Origin of the sequence: Thauera sp. K11, from assembly GCF_002354895.1 — a bacterium.
Lineage (GTDB): Bacteria > Pseudomonadota > Gammaproteobacteria > Burkholderiales > Rhodocyclaceae > Thauera > Thauera sinica.
Genome location: NZ_CP023439.1, coordinates 4,588,740 through 4,605,801, shown reverse-complemented (window position 1 = coordinate 4,605,801; position 17,062 = coordinate 4,588,740). Strand labels below are relative to the sequence as shown.

Sequence of the window (17,062 nt, the reverse complement as noted above, 5' to 3'; positions counted from 1 at the left end):
ATGGAAACCCGTGCCCATCACGTGCTGATCGGCCTGTTCACGCTGCTGGTGGTCGGCGCCGCGCTGCTGTTCGCCCTGTGGCTGGGCAAGACCGACAGCGACAAGCAGTACGACGTCTACGACATCGTGTTCGAGGAGGCGGTGTCCGGCCTGTCCCGCGGCGGCACGGTGGAGTTCAACGGCATCAAGATCGGCGAGGTGACCAGCCTGCGGCTGGACCCGCAGGACCCGCGCCGGGTGGTTGCCCGCGTGCGCGTCGACAGCGAGGCGCCGATCCGCAGCGACACGCTCGCCCGCCTGGCGTCCGCCGGCATCACCGGCATCTCGATGATCCGCCTGAGCAGCGGCAAGGACCCGGCCAGCACGCCGCTGCACCCCACGAGCGGCGAGATCCCGGTGATCGTCGCCAGCCCTTCGCCGCTCAGCCGGCTGCTGGCCGACGGCGAGGACGTGATCCTGAACGTCAACGAACTGCTGATCCAGGCGCGCGCGCTGTTCTCGAAGGACAACGTGGACAGCATCGGCCGCACGCTGCAGCACTTCGAGCAGGCCACCGGCAGCTTCGCCGCGCAGCGCGAAGAGATCGCGGCGGCGCTGCGCCAACTGACGCTCGCCGGCGAGCAGGCGAACAAGGCGATGGGCGAGGCGGAGCGCATGATGGCCGCGACCAACCGCATGATCGACGGCCCCGGCGTGCAGGCCCTGGAAGGCGCGCAGCGTTCGCTGGCGGCCTTCGAGCACGCGATGCAGACGGTGGACCGGCTGGTCGGCGACAACCGCAACCAGCTCGACAGCGGCATGCGCGGCCTCGCCGAGGTCGGCCCGGCGCTGGCCGAGCTGCGCGGTACGCTCGCCTCGCTGCGCAACATCACCCGCCAACTGGAAGACCGGCCCGCCGACTACCTGCTCGGCCGCGAACCGACCAAGGAGTTCCAGCCATGATTCCGATCCCCCTGCCCCCCAGGCCGGCCCGCGCCGCCGGCCGTTCCGCGGCGCCCGCCCTGGCCGCGGCCGCACTGTGCGCCGCGGCGCTGCTGCCGGCCTGCTCCGTGCTGCCGAAGGCGGAACCCGTCGACACCTACCAGTTGCCGGCCGCGGCGGCGCGCCCGGCTGCCGGGGCCGCCGCCCTGCCCTGGTCGCTGCGCGTGTCGCGCCCGGCCGGCGGGGTGCACCTGTCGGGCCAGCGCATCGTCGTCATGCCGGAGGAAGACCGCGTCAGCGTGTACAAGGGCGCGAGCTGGAGCGAACCCGCCCCGGTCCTGCTGCGCAACCGCCTGCTCGACGCCTTCCGCGCCGACGGCCGCATCGCCGCGCTCAGCAGCGACGACGTCGCGCTGCAGGCCGATTTCGAGATCGACGGCGATCTGCGCGGCTTTCACAGCGAATACCGCGGCGGCGCCGTCGAGGCGGTGATCCGGCTCGATGCGCGTCTGGTGCGGCCGGATACGCGCCGCATCCTCGCCAGCCGCACTTTCGAAGTGCGCGAGCCGGCCGCCGGCACCGCGGTGCCCATGGTGGTGCAGGCCTTCGGCCGCGCCGGCGACAGGCTGGCCGCGCAACTGGTGGCATGGACCTTCGACAGCGCGGGCGGCGACCGCTGACCTGCCCGCCCGCGGCGGCGGGCGGACGCTGTGGACGTGTCACGAAAACGTAGCCTTATCGTCATATTGTGCGAATCGTTTCCACGTCACGCCGCCCGTCGATGAGCATCCGCCGCCAACTGATCACGCTGCTCGTGGTCGCCGCCATTGCCCTCTCCTGCCTGGCCGCCGTTGCCCTTCACCAGTTCGGCCGCACGGCGTCGATCACCCGCCAGTTGACCGACCGCGCCATCCCGGCCCTTCTGGGAGCGTCCGAACTGAAGGCGGGGGTCAAGCTGCTGTACCTCTCGGCCGCGGGCGCCGTCGCCGCGCCCGACGACCACGCCGCAGCGACCTTCCGCGAAGGGCTCGATGCCGAGCTTGCGGCCTTGCGCCAGCAGCTCGACGAGCAGCGCGCCCAGGCCGACAGCGACACGCAGCGCGGCATCGTCGCCCAGGCGCAGGACAGCCTGCGGGCCTACGGAGAGGCCCTGGCCGACGTGGCGGGCCTGCGCAGCAGCGGGCAGGCGCTGCTGGCCGAAGCCGCCCTGTCCGGAACGGCCGGCCCCTTTTCGCGGGAACTCGAGCAGATCCTCGACACCCTGCTGGTCGAAAAACGCCGCTCCAAGGACGCAGCGCTGCAGGTCGTCGACGCGGCGCACCAGGATTCGACGCTGGTGATCCTCCTGTCGCTCGCGGCAACGCTGGCGGTGCTGATGCTGCTCGGCCACCGCCTCTACCGGCGCATCGTCGCCCCGCTGCGCGACATGGAAAGGACGATGGGCGCGATCGCGGCGGACCTGGATTTCTCGCAGCGCGTGCCGACGCACCGCGACGACGAACTCGGGCAGTCGATGCACGCCTTCAACTCGCTGATGGACGTCGTCCAGCGCAGCCTTGCCGAGATGAAGTCGGCCATCCGCAACAACGAAGCCACCGCCGCCGGCATGCAGCAGGCGGCCGCCGAACTGGCGCGCATCGCGGCCTCGGGCAACGCCTCCACGCGGGACATCCAGGCTGCGATCAAGGCCATCCAGCAGCAGATCGAGCGCATCGACGGCGACACGCGGGAGGCAGGCGGCCTCACCGCGCGCTCGGGCGAGCAGGCCACGGCCAACAGCGAGGTCATACGCGAGGCGGTCGCGCACATCCAGGCGCTGGCGCAGGGCGTGGGCGCGGCGGCAGACCGCGTCTATGCAATGGAGGCGGCGGGCACGAAGATCGCCGCCCTGGTGGGCGAGATCCGCGAGATCGCCGACCAGACCAACCTGCTCGCGCTCAATGCCGCCATCGAGGCGGCGCGCGCGGGTGAAAGCGGGCGCGGCTTCGCCGTCGTCGCCGACGAGGTCCGCAAGCTGGCCGAGCGCGTCGCGGCCGCCACGCGCTCGATCGCCGGGCAGGTCGGCGAGATCGACGTCACCGCGTCGGCTTCCACCGAACTGATGCGCCGCGTGGAGGCCGACCTGAAGCGGAACATCGAACTCACCGGCGCGGCCGGGCAGGCCATGCACGACATCGAGCTGTCGGCGCGCCAGGTCATCGCGGTGGTCGGCGAGATCGGCAAGCAGGTGCGGGTCGGCCACGATTCGGGCCGCGAGATCGTGTCGCGCGCCGACACCATGGAGGCCCTGATGGCCGAGGCCGCGCGCGCCGCCGAGCACACGCTGACGTTCGCCGACGGCGTGCGCAGCATGTCGGACAGGATGAGAGGGATCGTCGATCGCTTCCGCATCGACGAGGCGATGGCCGGTTCCGGGCGCTGAAGCGGCCCGCTCAGCGCATCAGCCGCGTCGGCGTCAGCCGGCGCAACTGCGTGCCGACCACGGTCCGGAAGCGCGGATCGTGCAGGCAGACGGCGCCCGCCAGGCCCACCACGCAGCCCAGCAGGGTGTCGAGGAAGCGCGCCTCGATCAGCGCCGCCGGCGAACCTTGTCCCAGCGTGGCCGCTTCGGCGAGGAAGAGGGTCAGCGGCGTGATGAAGATGACGGCGATGCCGTAGTGCCGCACCACCATGCTTTCGATGACGAAGGCGAGCGCGATCATCATCAGCGAGATGCCCCATTCATTCAGCGGCAGCATCAGCAGCGCCCACGACAGCAGCAGGCCGATGCCGGTGCCGAGCACGCGCTGCAACTGCCTGTTCCACACCGCGCGCAGCGTGGCGCCCTGGATCACCGCGAGGCAGCTCACCGGCACCCAGTAGGGCCGTTCGAGCTGCAGCACCTGCGCCAGCGCGAGCGAGATGCCGACGAAGGCGCCGATCACCACCGCATCGAACACGACGAAGTCGAAGGTGGGCGGGGGCAGCGGCGACACCGGCTGCGGCGCATCCAGGCGCAGGGCGTGGAGGCTGTAGAAGAAGGCGATCAGGCAGGCCAGCAGCGCGCCCATGGTCAGCAGGCCCACCTTCAGCGGTATCGCCTGCACGTCGCCCGGCGAATAGGCGCCGATCGCCGCCGCCATCACGAAGAACAGGCTGCCCGGCGGGCCGACGCGGTAGAAGCGGCACACCATGGTGACGAGGATGGCGATGAAGGTGATCACCCACATCAGCATCGCCGGGAAGAAGTGGCCCATCACGCCCAGCGCGTAGCACGCCGCCATGCCGAAGCCGCAGGCCATCAGCCACACCATGCGGTGCGACAGCGGCGTGTTCGGCGCGTACAGGAACACCAGCCCGCCGAGGGAGGAGACGAGGCCGTAGTCCATGTGGCCGAAGTACGCGCCCACCATCAGCGGCAGGCCGGTGGCGAGCGCGGCCGCGACCGGCATCTGCCAGCGCCGGTTGCTGGGGTTGATCGTCGTCAGGTGGCGCAGCTCGGTCTGCACCAATGTCTTCAGGCGTTGCCAGATGTGCATGGATGTCCTTGCGGTCGTGCGGAGAGCCGGCCTTGCGACGGGCAGGCTGGCGTTGCCGGGCGCGGCGTACGGCGACAAGGATACAGGCGCTGCCGCGGAGTGCTCCGCGGCGGCGGGGACCTTACAATTGCCGGCATCGTTGCAGGTCCAGCCGCAGTTGCCGCAGCCTTTCGGATGAGGTCGCCAGATCATGCCGGAACACCCCAGCATCCTCGTCGCCGGCACCACCTTCGCCGTCGCGCTGCCCTGCTACCGGCCGTTCAGGCGTCTTGCCGACATGGTGGGGCGCGAGCTGGCGCGCAGCGGCTTCGGTCTGCTGACGGGCAACACGCCCGGCGTCGACAGCGTCGCCGTGCGCGCCTACTGGGCGGAATGCCGGCGCCGCGGCGTGGCGCCGGAAGCGGCCTACCGGCAGTTGTGGCTGCCGCATTTCCGGCGCGGCTACTTCCTGCCGGGCGCGGGCTTCGCCGCGCCGCCGGAGTGCGTCGTCCGCCTTTCCGGCTACGACGAGTGGATCGAAGAGGCGATCGACCGCGCGGGCGCCGTGGTGATGATAGGCGGACGCGGCGGATCGCTCGCCATCGCGCGGCGGTTCATCGACGCCGGCAAGCCGGTGCTGCCGGTGCCGTTCGCAGGCGGCGAGTCGCGCAACGTGTTCCACGAGATCCTGCGCACCTGGGCCGAGGCGCCGGTACCGGGCCTGAGCCAGACGCAGTTCCTCAGCCTGGCCGTGCCCTGGATCAACGCCACCGGCCCGCTCGCCAACCTGCTGCTCGGCACGCTCGCGGCCAGCGCCGACATCTTCATCTCCTACCGGCGCGCGGACACCGGCATGGCCGCCGGCCGCCTGCGCGACGACCTCGTCGAGCACTTCGGCGCCCGCCGCGTGTTCATGGACATGCACGGCATCGTGCCCAGCGCCGACTGGCGCCGGACCATCGACGACGCGATCACCGCCTGCAGGGTCGCGGTGGTGCTGATCGGCCCCGGCTTCATGGCGGCCGGCGAGCACGGCCGCGCGCGCCTCCTGGCCGACGACGACGTGGTGCGGCACGAGCTGCGCACCTTGCTCGCCGCCGGCAAGACGCTGCTGCCGGTGCTGATCGGCGACGCGCAACTGCCGTCCCCCGAGGCCCTGCCCGAGGAACTGAGGCCGCTGCTGCGCTACCAGACGCCCAGGATCGACAACGCGAACTGGCAGGAGGCGACGGCGGCGATGGTGAGGGCGATCGAAATGGCGATCCGGCCCGCTGCGGCAGAGGCGCCCGCGGCCTGACGCCGGCCGGCGCGGACGGGTGTGCGGCTACCGGCGCACTAGCGGGCGCTGGCGTGCGACGCCGCCGCCTCCCAGCCGATCAACGCCAGCTTGCGATCGCTGCCCCAGCGGTACTGGCCGAAGTCTCCGCCTCCGCGGATCACCCGATGGCAGGGGATCAGGAAGCCGATGGTGTTGGCGGCGATCGCGCTGCCGACCGCGCGCGAGGCCCTCGGCTGGCCGAGCTGCCGCGCCAGTTGCTGGTACGAGACCAGCCTGCCGGGCTCGATGCGCAGCAGCGCCTCCCACACCTTGATCTGGAAGTTGGTGCCGCGCAGCACCAGATGCACCGTGCCGCGCGTCGGTGTCTGCGGGAAGATCCGGTCCAGCAGCGCATGCGCCTCGGCGTCGTCGCGCTGCAGCGTCGCGGCGGGCCACAGCGCTTCCAGCTCGGCGACCATCGCCGCCCCGTCGCCGACGTCGAAGGCGAAATGGCAGACGCCGCGCGTGGTCCAGGCCACCAGCACGCTGCCGAAGGGCGAGGGCCCGAAGCCGTAGCCGATGGAGAGGCCGCGGCCGCCCGACTTGATCTCGCCCGGCGTCATCGCCTCGCAGCTCACCATCAGGTCGTGCAGCCGGCTGGCGCTGCTCAGGCCGGCATCCTCGGCGACGGACAGCACGTCGCCCGCCCCGGCGAGCTGCTGGCGCGCATGTTCTTTCGTCAGGTACTGCAGGAAGCGCTTGGGCGAGATGCCCGCCCAGTCCGCGAACAGGCGCTGCAGATGGTGCGGGCTCAGGTGCACCGCGGCGGCGACTTCCTCCAGCGACGGCTGCGACCGCGCATGCACGCGGATGTAGGAGATCGCCTTGGCGATGGTTGCGTAGTGTCGTGAATCTGCCGTGTCGTTCATCTTGTCGTCGTTCATGGTCCGCCTCCTGCGCAGGGGCGTGGCGCCCTGCGGGAATACATGCCCGGCCCTATGTGCGGTGCCGGCGAGGGCCTGCGATGCCGCGCCTGCCGTCCTGCCAAGGTATGCGCGGGTGCGTGCGATGGCAATCCGATTCTTGCGCATCGGCCGGCCGCGGAAGCCCGTCAGAACGGAACCGCGCTGGCGAAGCTCATCGGCACCCGCGTCTGCGGATGCATGAAGGCGATGCGCTCCGCGTGCAGGTGCATGCAGCCGTGGCGCGCCGCGCTGCCGGGCGGGGCGTACAGCGGATCGCCGAGGATGGCGTGGCCGATGGACATCAGGTGCACGCGCAACTGGTGCGAACGGCCGGTGACGGGTTTGAGTTCCACACGCGACACGGCACCGTCGCCCGTGCCGCCGCGCGAGACCACCCGGTAGCGCGTCAGCGCGCGGCGGCCGCGCAGCGGATCCACGATCGTGCGCGGACGGTCGTTCGGGTCCGCGCGCAGCGGCAGTGCGATCTCGCCGGCATCGGCGGCGACGCAGCCGTGCACCAGGGCGACGTATTGCTTGCCGACCATCCGCTGCTCGAAGGCGAGGCTCATGCGCCGCAGCATCTCGGCGCCGCGCGCGAACAGCACCAGGCCCGAGGTCGCCATGTCCAGCCGGTGCACGATCAGCGCTTCGGCATGCAGCGCCCGGACGCGGGCGGCGAGGCAGTCCTGGCGGCCTTCGCCGCCGGCCGGCACCGACAGCAGGCCGGCAGGCTTGTCGGCGACGATCACGAAGTCGTCGGCGTACAGGATGGTGGGGGCGAGGTCGGCCATGGCACGCGAGTCTGGCCCGATGCCGCCCGGTCTGTCGAGCCCGCGGGCGGGCACGGGCCTTCGGCGGCGTCCGTGCGGGCGAGGCGCCGCAGGCGCACGGGCGAGCGACGGGCCGGGCATTTCCGGGATGCTGCGGTGCGGCGGTTAGTGCTATCTTTCGCCGCTGTTCGTCCGGTCCGCCCGCCCGTGCTCGCGGCCGGCCCCGCATCTCGTTCTTTCAGGAAGTGACCATGCTGCAGAAGTTCTCCGCCTTTGCCGGCGTGCAGGGCCCCGTCGTCGTGATCGTCATGGACGGCTACGGCATTCCCGAGCACACGGCCGGCAGTGCGATCGACGCGGCGCGCAAGCCGACGCTGGACCGCCTCTTCGCCCGCTACCCCAACATCCGGCTGCGCGCCCACGGCACGGCGGTGGGCATGCCGTCGGACGACGACATGGGCAACTCCGAGGTCGGCCACAACGCGATCGGCGCCGGCCAGGTCTATGCCCAGGGCGCGGCGCTGGTCGCCGACGCCATCGCCGACGGTGCGATCTGGCAGGGCGCGGCATGGAAGGAAGTCGTCGCCGGCGCCAGGGCGGGCCGCGGCGTGATCCACTTCATCGGCCTGTTCTCCGACGGCAACGTGCACAGCCACATCGACCACCTGAAGGCGATGGTCGTGCAGGCCAGGGCCGAAGGCGTGAACACGGTGCGCATCCATGCCCTGCTCGACGGCCGCGACGTGCCCGAGACCAGCGCGCTGGACTACGTCGTGCCCTTCGAGGCGTTCCTCGCCGAAATCAGCACCGGCGGCTTCGATGCGCGCATCGCCTCCGGCGGCGGCCGCCAGTACATCACCATGGACCGCTACGACGCCAACTGGCCGATGGTCGAGCGCGGCTGGCGCACCCACGTGCTGGGCGAAGGGCCGCAGTTCGCCAACGCCACCGAGGCGGTCGAGGGCCTGCGCGAGAAGCACCCCGGCACCATCGATCAGGACCTGCCCGAATTCGTCGTCGCCGAGGGCGGCAGGCCCATCGGCACCATCGAGGATGGCGATTCGGTGGTGTTCTACAACTTCCGCGGCGACCGCGCGATCGAGATCACCCGCGCCTTCGTCGACGACGATTTCGACAAGTTCGACCGCGTGCGCACGCCGCGCGTGACCTATGCCGGCATGCTGCAGTACGACGGCGACCTGCAGTTGCCGAGGCGCTTCCTGGTGGCGCCGCCGGCCATCACCGACACCTCGGGCGAGTGGTTCGGCAGGATGGGGCTGGCGCAGTTCGCCTGCTCCGAGACGCAGAAGTTCGGCCACGTCACCTACTTCTGGAACGGCAACCGCTCAGGCAGGTTCGACGGCGAGACCTGGCAGGAAGTGCCGAGCGACGTCGTGCCCTTCGAGCAGCGGCCGTGGATGAAGGCGGCCGAGATCACCGACGCGATGATCGCCGCGCTGCAGTCCGGCCGCTACAGGCTGCTGCGCTGCAACTACGCCAACGGCGACATGGTGGGCCACACCGGCAACTTCCGCGCCGCGACGATGGCGATCGAGGCGGTCGACCTCGCGCTGTCGCGCCTACTGCCGGCGATCGACGCCGCGGGCGGCGTGGCGCTGATCACTGCCGACCACGGCAACGCCGACGAGATGTTCGAACTCGACAAGAAGACCCGGCAGCCGGCGCTGAACAAGGACGGCAGCTTCAAGGCCAAGACCGCCCACACGCTGAACCCCGTGCCGCTGATCCTCTACGACAACGTCAGCGGCGGCAGGCTGGGCCTGGAGCAGACCGAGGCCGCCGGCCTCTCCAGCATCGCGGCGACGGTGGCGAACCTGGTGGGGCTGGAAAAGCACCCGAAGTGGGACGACAGCCTGCTTGTGGTGAAGTAGGCCGGGCCGATCCTTTCCATGCCCCGGCCCGGCTGCAACGATTGCTTACCGCTTTGCCGGTCCGGCAAGCGTGCGGCCGGGCAGGGCGCCGGCTTAGAATCGGCCATCTCCTCTGTCCGGGCCGCCCGCCCAGCAAAGAAAGGTTTGCCCGCATGATCCTCCCCCGGCTTGCGCTACTCGCCGTCCCGATGCTTCTGCTGTCGGCCTGCACCACCCGGCCGCCGGCGCCGCCGGCCGCCTCGGATGCCGGCGGCGTGCTGCGCAACGGCCAGTTCGAATTCACCCTGGCCAGCGGCGAATACCACTGCGAGCTGGGGGTCCGGCTGCAGATCGGCCGCGAGATGCGCGACCAGGTGAATCAGCGCATCCAGTTGGCGTGGAACGGCCGCAGCTACCAGCTTGAACGCGACCCGTCATATTCCGGCCTGCCGCGTTTCGAGGACGTCGCCAACGGCCTGGTGTGGATCGACCTGCCCTGGAAGGGCCTGCTGCTGGACGGCAGGACGCAAAAGCCGATCGCCAACGAGTGCCGTCCGGCCTGAGCGCTTCCGCTCCGCCGGCCGCAGGAGGCTCCTCCTCCCGCGAGGGATGTCCGGAAACGGACGGCCTCAGGCGGCGCGCCTGAAGAAGCGCCGGAACCAGCCGGCTCCCTGCTGCTCGCGCTTCTTGGCGATGACGTCGATCATGTTGGCCTTCACCGCGCCCACGTAGTCGGCATCTTCGCGCTTGATGTGATTGATCAGCCAGTTCGCGAGCAGCGCGTGCAGTTCGTGGCCGACGTCGTCGCCGAGCCGATGGCGCTCGACGTACTCGTTCACCCGGCGCACGAAGAGTTCATGCACCCGCTTGTGTGCCTTGCAGAAAACGTAGCCCGCCTCTTCCTGCAGGCTTTCCTCGAACGCGAAGTGCGACATCGTGTAATCGACGATGTCGTCGAGCGTGCGTCCGACCGCCTCGCGGTCGTGCCCGCCGTTGGCGGCCTCCAGGACGTTGATGTAGTCGACGATGCGCCGGTGCTGCTGATCGACGACGTCGATGCCGGTGTCGAGTTCGGGATTCCAGTTGATGGGCACGGTGCCGTTCCTCCGTCGAAGCCGCGGCCGCCGGTGGGCGGGCGAACGCCCGGAGCATAGGCCGGGCGACGGCGCGCCATCTTGAACTGCATCAAGAAATCCGCAGATCGCCCATCGCCTGCCGCCGGCTTGCGGAAAGCAGGCCGGCGAACGAGGGCGGCGCAGCCCGTCCTGCAGGCGGTCAGTGCCTGGACGAACCCACGGGCTGCTCGTCGAAGTCGCCGGCCTCGGCCAGTTCGTCCCTCACGTCGAGCAGGATATTGCGGGCCACGCGATGCTGGATGTGCCACAGCGGCGCGGCGGCCAGCGCTTCGGAAGCCGCCTCGACGGCGGCCCGCAGGCGTGCGTTCTCGGCGCGCAGCCGCGACTTCTCATCCTCGTCGATCCCGGCCGGCGAGCTGCCGTTTCCGATTCTGCGCAAGAGTTTGGCGATATCCATCATGAACAATGTCCTCGGTTGCCCGTCCAGCGACAGGGTGCTGCAAATCCACCTGGATATTGCACTGCAGCATAGCACTACGGTCGAACGATACAATGGAAAAGATCCACAAAATGCTTCCGCCCGACGAAACTGCGGATCATGACGGGCGGAATCCCGGGGCCGGGCGTGACGTCTGCCACGGAACGAACGCAATACCTGGAGCGCCTTTCAGGGGCCATGGCCCGGAAACCGGGCTCGGCCGGCATCGTGGCGACGATGCAGGAAGGATGGAAGGCATCAACGGCCAATAAGTAAATTAATGGCACGATAGAAATTTTCATCAGTCGAATTGTTGCGACGCACCATCCTTTCGTCTAATCTGCAGTTGTCTCCTCCACCCTCCTCCAAATGGTGTGGATTCAGCCCGGGCCCGAAAGAGCCCGGGCTCTTTTTTTGTGCGTATGCTGTCCGGCGGCGGCTCCGTCCGGGTGTTTCGCCTAGGCCTGTGGGCGCGACGTTCCGCGCGGAGGCACGTACTCTCCCAGGTGGGCGCGTCGCCGTCGGCGACCGTCGTCGCCGCAGCGAAAACCGGCCGCCGGCACGGAACCCTGCCGCGTGTTCAGATCCTTCCCACCCGCATGTTGAGGGGCCAGGTGATCGAACGCTTGATGCCCGCGTCGCCCCAGGCGTCCGCGAGTTCGTGCGCGAAGGACCGGAGGACGTCTTCCCGCCCCGCTTCCCGCGCACGGCGGACGGCCGACCACGTCGACACGTAGCCGAGCAGCTCGGCCAGATTCCAGTCCAGGCGGATGTCCATCCGGGGCGCGGACAACTCCTCGAACGGGAAGTCGATGGTCGCGTAGCCCGTATCGACCAGCCTGCGCTCGGCGGGCCAGTAAGGGCCGATCTCTTCCTGGTAGAAGCGGCCGAAGCGCTCCTCGAGACCGGGTTCGGACCTGGGCGCGCCGTAGCTGATCAGCGCAAGGATTCCCCCTGCAACCGCAACCCTGCGCACCTCCCCGTAGAAGACGGGCAGATCGAACCAATGCGCTGCCTGGGCGGCCGTGACCAGGCTCGCACTGCGATCCGGCAGCGGCAGCCGCTCCGCCGGGGCGCACTGATACCGGATGCGCTCGTGGGGAACGGCGTTCGCGATCTGGTCGGCGCTCGGGTCGACCCCGACGACCGCGGCAAAGTGACTGGCAAGTTGCAGGGTGAGCTGCCCGTTGCCGCAGCCGACGTCCAGGGCAAGGTCGTTGTCGGGGGCGATCGAGGACAGGAACGCGGACAGCCGGGCCGGATAATCCGGCCGGAAGCGTGCGTAGGCTTGGCCGCCCTGGTCGAACCAGTTCCTCGATGGCGTGGCGCTGCTGTACATCGCGATGTTCTCCCTGGCCTGGTCTGACGGGACACGAGATGTGCTTGGATCCGATTCGTTCGGATCAGGGACGTGGTGCATGGCGGCCTGCTTCCTCTTCAGACTGCATCTTTTCCTCCCTTGGACGTCTTCTTCCGGCCACTGAGCCGTTTCTCCACCTGTTCCAGCCCACGCTTGGGGTCAGCTCACGAAACGGGAAAATCGTACGCTAAGGGGACTGACGTGGCCTTCTCGCAAACGAAGGTCTGCGAGAAGGTTTGCTGAGAAGCCGAGCGGCACTCCAGTGCTAACGTGGCCGGGATGTTCTCGAAATTCGTTCTCGATTCACCCGAGGCGAAGCAACGAGTTTCGAGAATGGTTTGCCTCAGCGCGCTTTGTTGTCCGTTTTCCGTGAGGGCAGGACGGTGGCCAGCGGCAGGAACAGGGTGCGCGGCGAGTCGGGCAACGCGATGAAACCGTGATGCCGGTAGAAGCCCGCCGCCTCGTCCTTGGCATCCACCATCAAGGCGTAGGCGGCAATCTCCGAGCGGGCTGCGCGGTCGAGCGCATCGGCCAGGAGCGCACCACCTAGGCCGTGCCCCTTGAATGTCTGATCGACGGCCAAGCGGCCCATGCGAACCGTTGGCACTGTCGGGTAGCGCGGCAGCTTCTTGCCGATGCTGACCGGAAGATCGGCGAGCAGCAGGCTTGCCGACGCCAGGGTGTAGTAGCCCGCGATGTGCTGCCCATCAGCCAGCGCCACGAAGCAGGCGGCCACGCGGCGACGAACGTCCTGGGTGACTTGTTCCCGCAAGTAGCGGTCCAGCGGTTCCGAACCGCTGTTGAACGTGGCGCGGTCATACGCGGCATCGAGCTGCGCGAGCAGGAACGGCGTGCCGCTCATTCAGTACGCAGCAGCTTGCGGCGACGCGCGAAAGCACGCTCCAGAGCCGGCGCCGGTTGTGGCGGGGATAGCAGCGCCTGTGCAAAGCACTCCTGATCGGCCAGCGACAGGCGGATGATTTCGGCCTGCTCGATGGCGCGTTGCGCGGCGTCCTGGACGGCAGCGATCACGAAATCAGTCATCGTGCGTCCCTGAAGCTCGGCGGCGCGCTTGAGCATCGAATGCAGATCGGTACTGATCCGGGCTTCGAGGCGAGCGGTAGAAATAGCTGCGGGCATGGTATGGTCCTCCTGATGCAATAATACGGCAGATTGCCGTACATCGCCACAACCCTTGGCGTACGATTTTTCCCGTTTCGTGAGCTGGCCCCAAGCATGGGAATACCTCAACTCGCTCAACACCGGCCACCCGCACGTCGAGCGCCACCGGCAGCGATTCGGCCTTCTTCCTCGGCTATACGCGCAGCCTCGACTTCTCGACGCAGATTTCCGCCACCGCGAACCTGTCGCGCGGCGCCGAAACCGCGCGCTTGCAGATGAACGCCCAGCTCGACGAGCGCGCCGCCTACAGCATGGCCGTGGGCACCACGGGCGCGGAATCCGGCCGCGGCGAAGCGATGATCTCCGGCACTTACCGGGCCGACGCCGCGCGCATCGGCGGCGCGCTGGCGATCAGCGACGGCCGGCGCAGCACCACCGTGTCGGCCGGCGGCGGCGTCGTGCTGCACGAAGGCGGGCTGGGCTTCACCGCCAACCGGGTGACGGACACCTTCGCCGTGGTGAGCACGCCGCGCGTGGCCGGCGTGCAGATCCGCAGCCCCGCGGGCAGCCTGACGACGGACGGCAACGGCGACGCCGTCGTACCCTCGATGGCGCCGTTCGGCCGCTCGCTGCTATCGATCGACCCCGCCAGCCTGCCCGGAAACGTGGACTACCAGGGCGGGGTGACGGAGGTACAAGTCGCCCGCGGCAGCGTCGCCCGCATCGTGCTGCCCACGGTGCAGGTGGTGCGCGTGATGTTCCACGTGCGCGGCGCGAGCGGCCTGCGGGCTGGCGACGAGGTACTCGGCCCGGATGCTTCGCTGGTCGCTCTGATGGAGGACGGCGAGCGGTTCGTGGTGGAGGACTACAAGGCGCAACCGCTGACGATCAAGGCTGCCAGCGGTGCTGTTTGCCGTATTGCGCCGGCGGATGTGGTGCCTGATCCTGGGGCGTTTTATACGCGGGTGGAGGTGGCGTGTGGGGGGTGAGCGAGTGGCTGGGGTGTTGGTTGCTCAGGTGGGGGCAGGCCTGCGGATGAGAGGGGGGGCGCTGCCGTTTGCCGCGCATGGCGAGACGTTTCGCGGCAAATGGCGGTAGGGAATCGATGCAGGCCAAGGGTGATCATGCACGGGCTGAAGAGTTTTGCATGCGGAAGTCGCCCCGGTGAGAAGGGCAGCCGCCTTGTGCGGTGATGCTGCGCTCGGCATCCCTCTGACTTCTGGGATGTGACTGTTACTCGGCCGGAGCTGCCGGTGGCCTGATGGGCGGAGTCAGGCTGTAATATGTCAGTCACCGGCCGTTCGGCCATCAGGCGGCCGCGAACGTCAGCTTCCCCATCGCGCGAAATGGAACTACCGACCCATTGCAGCCGTTCAAGCGCTGTCGACCTATATCAGCTGTGCAGCAGTGCTGCCATCAAAACTGCGGCAATCTCAAACAGAACCAAACTGAAAATACCTGGTCGGTGAACGGGTTGCGCCTGCTCATCTCTAATTGATGCTGATTATCTCAGAGCCAATCGAGCTCTTCATGTAGATAACTGACGTATCTGAAAGGAGATCTCTGCAAATTTGTCTTATTTTTCAGTCCAAATGTACCTGTTACTTTTATGAAGGAAGGCAATGCTAAGCCCATCGAAATCAGAAGTGCCTGTAGACCATTGAAGTTGGGATTGGTGGCGAATGCGGCAGCGGCCGCAGTTGCTGAAACAGCGGCAGGACCATTGAATTCAAACGACATTGACAGGTCAGAGATACGGACTGGCATCTTCCTCTCGCGGCTAACGAGCAGTAAGTCTCTACATGCAGCATCGATGCGGTCTCTCTGTGTCGCGAACGTTTCTGCGCGATCTGTTGAGCTCGTGATCAGGCGTTTACAGTTGTCGAGTTCCGCTCGCAGTGCTAGAAGCTCTGCTTCTCTCTTTTCCCTGAATTCCAGTAGGTCATGCAACATCACGCTGCGAGTCGGAATAGGAATGGCTCGATGCAACGAGACGGTGATACCTCGGTCTGGCGCGATGTGCTCGCCTAGGAAAAATTTGATGTCCCACTCGGCTGTAGTCGATAAGCTCCACCGGCCTGGCTCCTTTGCGTCCAGATCCTGGTATGCACGAAAATAAGTTTCGGCCAAGCCTTTTCCCGGCGACTTTAGGTTCGGCACTAATACAGCTTCTGGTCTTAGCAGAACACCGGCACTACTTAGGAAATCCATATCAGCGTCGTTAGCACTAGAGAGGGAATATATGCTTGGCCACGCAATACGCTCCCAAAAACACAGTCCGAATCTCACTTGCTCTGCGTTCAATTGCGAAGCAGTTTGCAGCACAGAGCTTGTGCCGTCTTCGTGAAAGTCCGGAACTAGCATGATGCCCCGGCCGCCTTTAGGTCGTACTCCATATCCAGAGTCAGATATTTTGCGTTGTTTACTTTCGCCCATTATGTTGCCCTCTTCAATGAGTCGCAAGAAATACGGATAAGCATTTGACTATACAACAACATAATTATTACCGACTTTCTGCGAAGGCAGCCATCATGTTGGATTTCTTGGGCGACTGCTTCTGGCCGATAGTACCGTCTCGGCATCACCACCGTAAGCTGCCGCCCGCCGCCTCAAGGGTGCTTGGCGGGCGGCCCCTCCAGCGTCAGATCTCGATCTGCTCAGAGATCTCCAAGGCATCATCGACCTCGATGCCCAAGTAGCGCACCGTCGACTCGAGTTTGGAGTGGCCCAGCAGGAGCTGAACGGCCCTCAGGTTCTTCGTGCGCTTGTAGATCAATGTCGCCTTCGTGCGCCGCATAGAGTGCGTACCATAGGCGGACGGATCCAGGCCGGCCGCCGCCACCCAGTGCTCGACGATCCTCGCGTACTGCCGGGTGGAGACATGCGGGGATTCGTGCAGCCGGCTCGGAAAGAGGAAGTCTTCCGACTTCAGGCCCGCCTTCGCGATCCACGCTGCCACGGCCGTGCGCGTAGGCTCGGTCAGTTCGAACTGCACAGGCCGCTGCGTCTTCCGCTGCACGACCATCGCGCGTGAGAGCACCTGGTTTCCATGCGTCACGTCGCGCACCCGCAGGCTGACGAGGTCGCAGCCTCGAAGCTTGCTGTCGATCGCGAGGTTGAACATGGCGAGATCGCGCACCTCGTGCGCGTTCTGCAGATGGATACGGATAGCCCAGATGTCCTTGGCCTTGAGCGGTGCCTTCTGGCCAACCAGCTTCCCCTTGTTCCAGGCTTCCCGATGCGGATGTTCTCGGGTTTCCATGACAGACCCCTTGCTGTTGATCGGAGTCTGATTCTTGAACCGCCGGCGACCGGCGGCTATCGGGGAAGATGTCCAGAGCGTACTATCGGCCACAAGCTGCCGGTGACTGTTACATCGCACTTGCAGATCGATGGCGTTCGTCTATGTTGAAACAATTGCATGACGGGTAGCTCTTGTCGGCAAATAACTGCCTGTCGCTGTTTTACCTCATCTTTTTACATAGATACTTGCCGGTCCGGCGAAGTGACCTTAACGCCCTCTGCTAGATTTTGATACCGGTTTAAAAAATCGTTTTTACTGATGCGGGGTTTCCCGAGTTTACCCCAACCCCGTGGAGGAATGAGACCCGCAGATCTGTGGGGAAAAATGCGTTTGCGCCTCAGACTGACCCTCTTATAAGAGGATATCTATGTGCAAAGTTATTGTCGCTATTCTTTTACTCGTAGAGATTGGGTTGGCCGCCATATACTCATGCGCGCGCA

The 17,062-nt window shown here is 67.1% G+C and carries 17 protein-coding genes; 7 read left to right on the top strand and 10 right to left on the bottom strand.

The genetic code is table 11. The features are described 5' to 3' along the window. From CCZ27_RS20175 to CCZ27_RS20165, 3 genes are all read left to right on the top strand, one after another. Window positions 1–942, top strand: coding sequence for an MlaD family protein (locus CCZ27_RS20175; RefSeq protein WP_096451193.1), 942 nt, complete (start codon window positions 1–3; stop codon window positions 940–942). Further along, window positions 939–1,601 (top strand): ABC-type transport auxiliary lipoprotein family protein, encoded by a 663-nt coding sequence (locus tag CCZ27_RS20170; protein ID WP_096451191.1) that lies wholly within the window; start codon window positions 939–941, stop codon window positions 1,599–1,601. Before CCZ27_RS20175 ends, CCZ27_RS20170 begins: the two co-directional genes overlap by 4 nt. 101 nt (window positions 1,602–1,702) lie before the next feature. Further along, a complete protein-coding gene (locus CCZ27_RS20165; protein ID WP_096451189.1) occupies window positions 1,703–3,343 on the top strand; it encodes a methyl-accepting chemotaxis protein in 1,641 nt (546 codons plus the stop codon). Window positions 3,344–3,353: 10 nt separating this feature from the next. Here the strand turns inward: CCZ27_RS20165 and CCZ27_RS20160 are convergent, their stop codons facing one another. Then, window positions 3,354–4,439, bottom strand: coding sequence for an FUSC family protein (locus tag CCZ27_RS20160; protein WP_096451187.1), 1,086 nt, complete (start codon window positions 4,437–4,439; stop codon window positions 3,354–3,356). A 190-nt stretch (window positions 4,440–4,629) separates the two neighbouring features. On the opposite strand from CCZ27_RS20160, the gene CCZ27_RS20150 reads away from it, so the two are divergent. After that, complete coding sequence (locus CCZ27_RS20150) at window positions 4,630–5,715, top strand: toll/interleukin-1 receptor domain-containing protein (protein WP_096451183.1); 1,086 nt, start codon at window positions 4,630–4,632, stop codon at window positions 5,713–5,715. Window positions 5,716–5,753: 38 nt separating this feature from the next. Here CCZ27_RS20150 and CCZ27_RS20145 read toward each other — a convergent pair whose 3' ends face one another. Beyond that, window positions 5,754–6,620 (bottom strand): methylated-DNA--[protein]-cysteine S-methyltransferase, encoded by an 867-nt coding sequence (locus CCZ27_RS20145; protein ID WP_232516478.1) that lies wholly within the window; start codon window positions 6,618–6,620, stop codon window positions 5,754–5,756. A 167-nt stretch (window positions 6,621–6,787) separates the two neighbouring features. Continuing rightward, complete coding sequence (locus tag CCZ27_RS20140; RefSeq protein ID WP_096451181.1) at window positions 6,788–7,432, bottom strand: RluA family pseudouridine synthase; 645 nt, start codon at window positions 7,430–7,432, stop codon at window positions 6,788–6,790. Window positions 7,433–7,662: 230 nt separating this feature from the next. On the opposite strand from CCZ27_RS20140, the gene gpmI reads away from it, so the two are divergent. Together gpmI and CCZ27_RS20130 are read left to right on the top strand one after the other, a co-directional pair. Then, window positions 7,663–9,303, top strand: coding sequence for a 2,3-bisphosphoglycerate-independent phosphoglycerate mutase (gene gpmI / locus CCZ27_RS20135; protein ID WP_096451179.1), 1,641 nt, complete (start codon window positions 7,663–7,665; stop codon window positions 9,301–9,303). Window positions 9,304–9,455: 152 nt separating this feature from the next. Further along, window positions 9,456–9,845, top strand: coding sequence for a hypothetical protein (locus CCZ27_RS20130; RefSeq protein ID WP_096451177.1), 390 nt, complete (start codon window positions 9,456–9,458; stop codon window positions 9,843–9,845). Window positions 9,846–9,911: 66 nt separating this feature from the next. Here CCZ27_RS20130 and CCZ27_RS20125 read toward each other — a convergent pair whose 3' ends face one another. The 5 genes from CCZ27_RS20125 to CCZ27_RS20105 form a co-directional block, all read right to left on the bottom strand. Continuing rightward, window positions 9,912–10,376, bottom strand: a complete 465-nt coding sequence (locus CCZ27_RS20125; protein ID WP_096451175.1) for a bacteriohemerythrin — start codon at window positions 10,374–10,376, stop codon at window positions 9,912–9,914. A gap of 181 nt (window positions 10,377–10,557) precedes the next feature. Further along, complete coding sequence (locus tag CCZ27_RS20120) at window positions 10,558–10,818, bottom strand: hypothetical protein (protein WP_096451173.1); 261 nt, start codon at window positions 10,816–10,818, stop codon at window positions 10,558–10,560. A 598-nt stretch (window positions 10,819–11,416) separates the two neighbouring features. Next, the gene (locus tag CCZ27_RS20115; RefSeq protein ID WP_096451171.1) at window positions 11,417–12,175 is read right to left on the bottom strand and encodes a class I SAM-dependent methyltransferase; all 759 of its coding nucleotides are present in this window, start codon (window positions 12,173–12,175) and stop codon (window positions 11,417–11,419) included. A 364-nt stretch (window positions 12,176–12,539) separates the two neighbouring features. Continuing rightward, window positions 12,540–13,058 carry a GNAT family N-acetyltransferase gene (locus CCZ27_RS20110; RefSeq protein ID WP_096451169.1) on the bottom strand — a complete coding sequence of 173 codons (519 nt, stop codon included), beginning with the start codon at window positions 13,056–13,058 and terminating at the stop codon, window positions 12,540–12,542. Continuing rightward, window positions 13,055–13,336, bottom strand: a complete 282-nt coding sequence (locus CCZ27_RS20105) for a type II toxin-antitoxin system TacA family antitoxin (RefSeq protein WP_096451167.1) — start codon at window positions 13,334–13,336, stop codon at window positions 13,055–13,057. The genes CCZ27_RS20110 and CCZ27_RS20105 overlap by 4 nt, the downstream gene beginning before the upstream one ends. A 206-nt stretch (window positions 13,337–13,542) precedes the next feature. Here CCZ27_RS20105 and CCZ27_RS20100 point away from each other — a divergent pair, with 206 nt between their 5' ends. Beyond that, window positions 13,543–14,307 (top strand): fimbria/pilus outer membrane usher protein, encoded by a 765-nt coding sequence (locus tag CCZ27_RS20100; RefSeq protein ID WP_096451165.1) that lies wholly within the window; start codon window positions 13,543–13,545, stop codon window positions 14,305–14,307. A 520-nt stretch (window positions 14,308–14,827) separates the two neighbouring features. On the opposite strand, the gene CCZ27_RS23760 is transcribed toward CCZ27_RS20100, so the two are convergent. Together CCZ27_RS23760 and CCZ27_RS20095 are read right to left on the bottom strand one after the other, a co-directional pair. After that, window positions 14,828–15,754, bottom strand: coding sequence for a DUF6236 family protein (locus CCZ27_RS23760; protein ID WP_157748663.1), 927 nt, complete (start codon window positions 15,752–15,754; stop codon window positions 14,828–14,830). A gap of 205 nt (window positions 15,755–15,959) precedes the next feature. After that, window positions 15,960–16,580, bottom strand: a complete 621-nt coding sequence (locus CCZ27_RS20095) for a tyrosine-type recombinase/integrase (protein WP_096451153.1) — start codon at window positions 16,578–16,580, stop codon at window positions 15,960–15,962. Between the last annotated feature and the right edge of the window lie 482 nt (window positions 16,581–17,062).

Bases quoted from the DNA above. Each gene is read 5' to 3' on its own strand.
- CCZ27_RS20175 (WP_096451193.1), top strand. From the start codon at position 1: ATGGAAACCCGTGCCCATCACGTGCTGATCGGCCTGTTCACGCTGCTG.
- CCZ27_RS20170 (WP_096451191.1), top strand. From the start codon at position 939: ATGATTCCGATCCCCCTGCCCCCCAGGCCGGCCCGCGCCGCCGGCCGT.
- CCZ27_RS20165 (WP_096451189.1), top strand. From the start codon at position 1,703: ATGAGCATCCGCCGCCAACTGATCACGCTGCTCGTGGTCGCCGCCATT.
- CCZ27_RS20160 (WP_096451187.1), bottom strand. From the start codon at position 4,439: ATGCACATCTGGCAACGCCTGAAGACATTGGTGCAGACCGAGCTGCGC.
- CCZ27_RS20150 (WP_096451183.1), top strand. From the start codon at position 4,630: ATGCCGGAACACCCCAGCATCCTCGTCGCCGGCACCACCTTCGCCGTC.
- CCZ27_RS20145 (WP_232516478.1), bottom strand. From the start codon at position 6,620: ATGAACGACGACAAGATGAACGACACGGCAGATTCACGACACTACGCA.
- CCZ27_RS20140 (WP_096451181.1), bottom strand. From the start codon at position 7,432: ATGGCCGACCTCGCCCCCACCATCCTGTACGCCGACGACTTCGTGATC.
- gpmI (WP_096451179.1), top strand. From the start codon at position 7,663: ATGCTGCAGAAGTTCTCCGCCTTTGCCGGCGTGCAGGGCCCCGTCGTC.
- CCZ27_RS20130 (WP_096451177.1), top strand. From the start codon at position 9,456: ATGATCCTCCCCCGGCTTGCGCTACTCGCCGTCCCGATGCTTCTGCTG.
- CCZ27_RS20120 (WP_096451173.1), bottom strand. From the start codon at position 10,818: ATGATGGATATCGCCAAACTCTTGCGCAGAATCGGAAACGGCAGCTCG.
- CCZ27_RS20115 (WP_096451171.1), bottom strand. From the start codon at position 12,175: ATGTACAGCAGCGCCACGCCATCGAGGAACTGGTTCGACCAGGGCGGC.
- CCZ27_RS20110 (WP_096451169.1), bottom strand. From the start codon at position 13,058: ATGAGCGGCACGCCGTTCCTGCTCGCGCAGCTCGATGCCGCGTATGAC.
- CCZ27_RS20105 (WP_096451167.1), bottom strand. From the start codon at position 13,336: ATGCCCGCAGCTATTTCTACCGCTCGCCTCGAAGCCCGGATCAGTACC.
- CCZ27_RS23760 (WP_157748663.1), bottom strand. From the start codon at position 15,754: ATGGGCGAAAGTAAACAACGCAAAATATCTGACTCTGGATATGGAGTA.
- CCZ27_RS20095 (WP_096451153.1), bottom strand. From the start codon at position 16,580: ATGGAAACCCGAGAACATCCGCATCGGGAAGCCTGGAACAAGGGGAAG.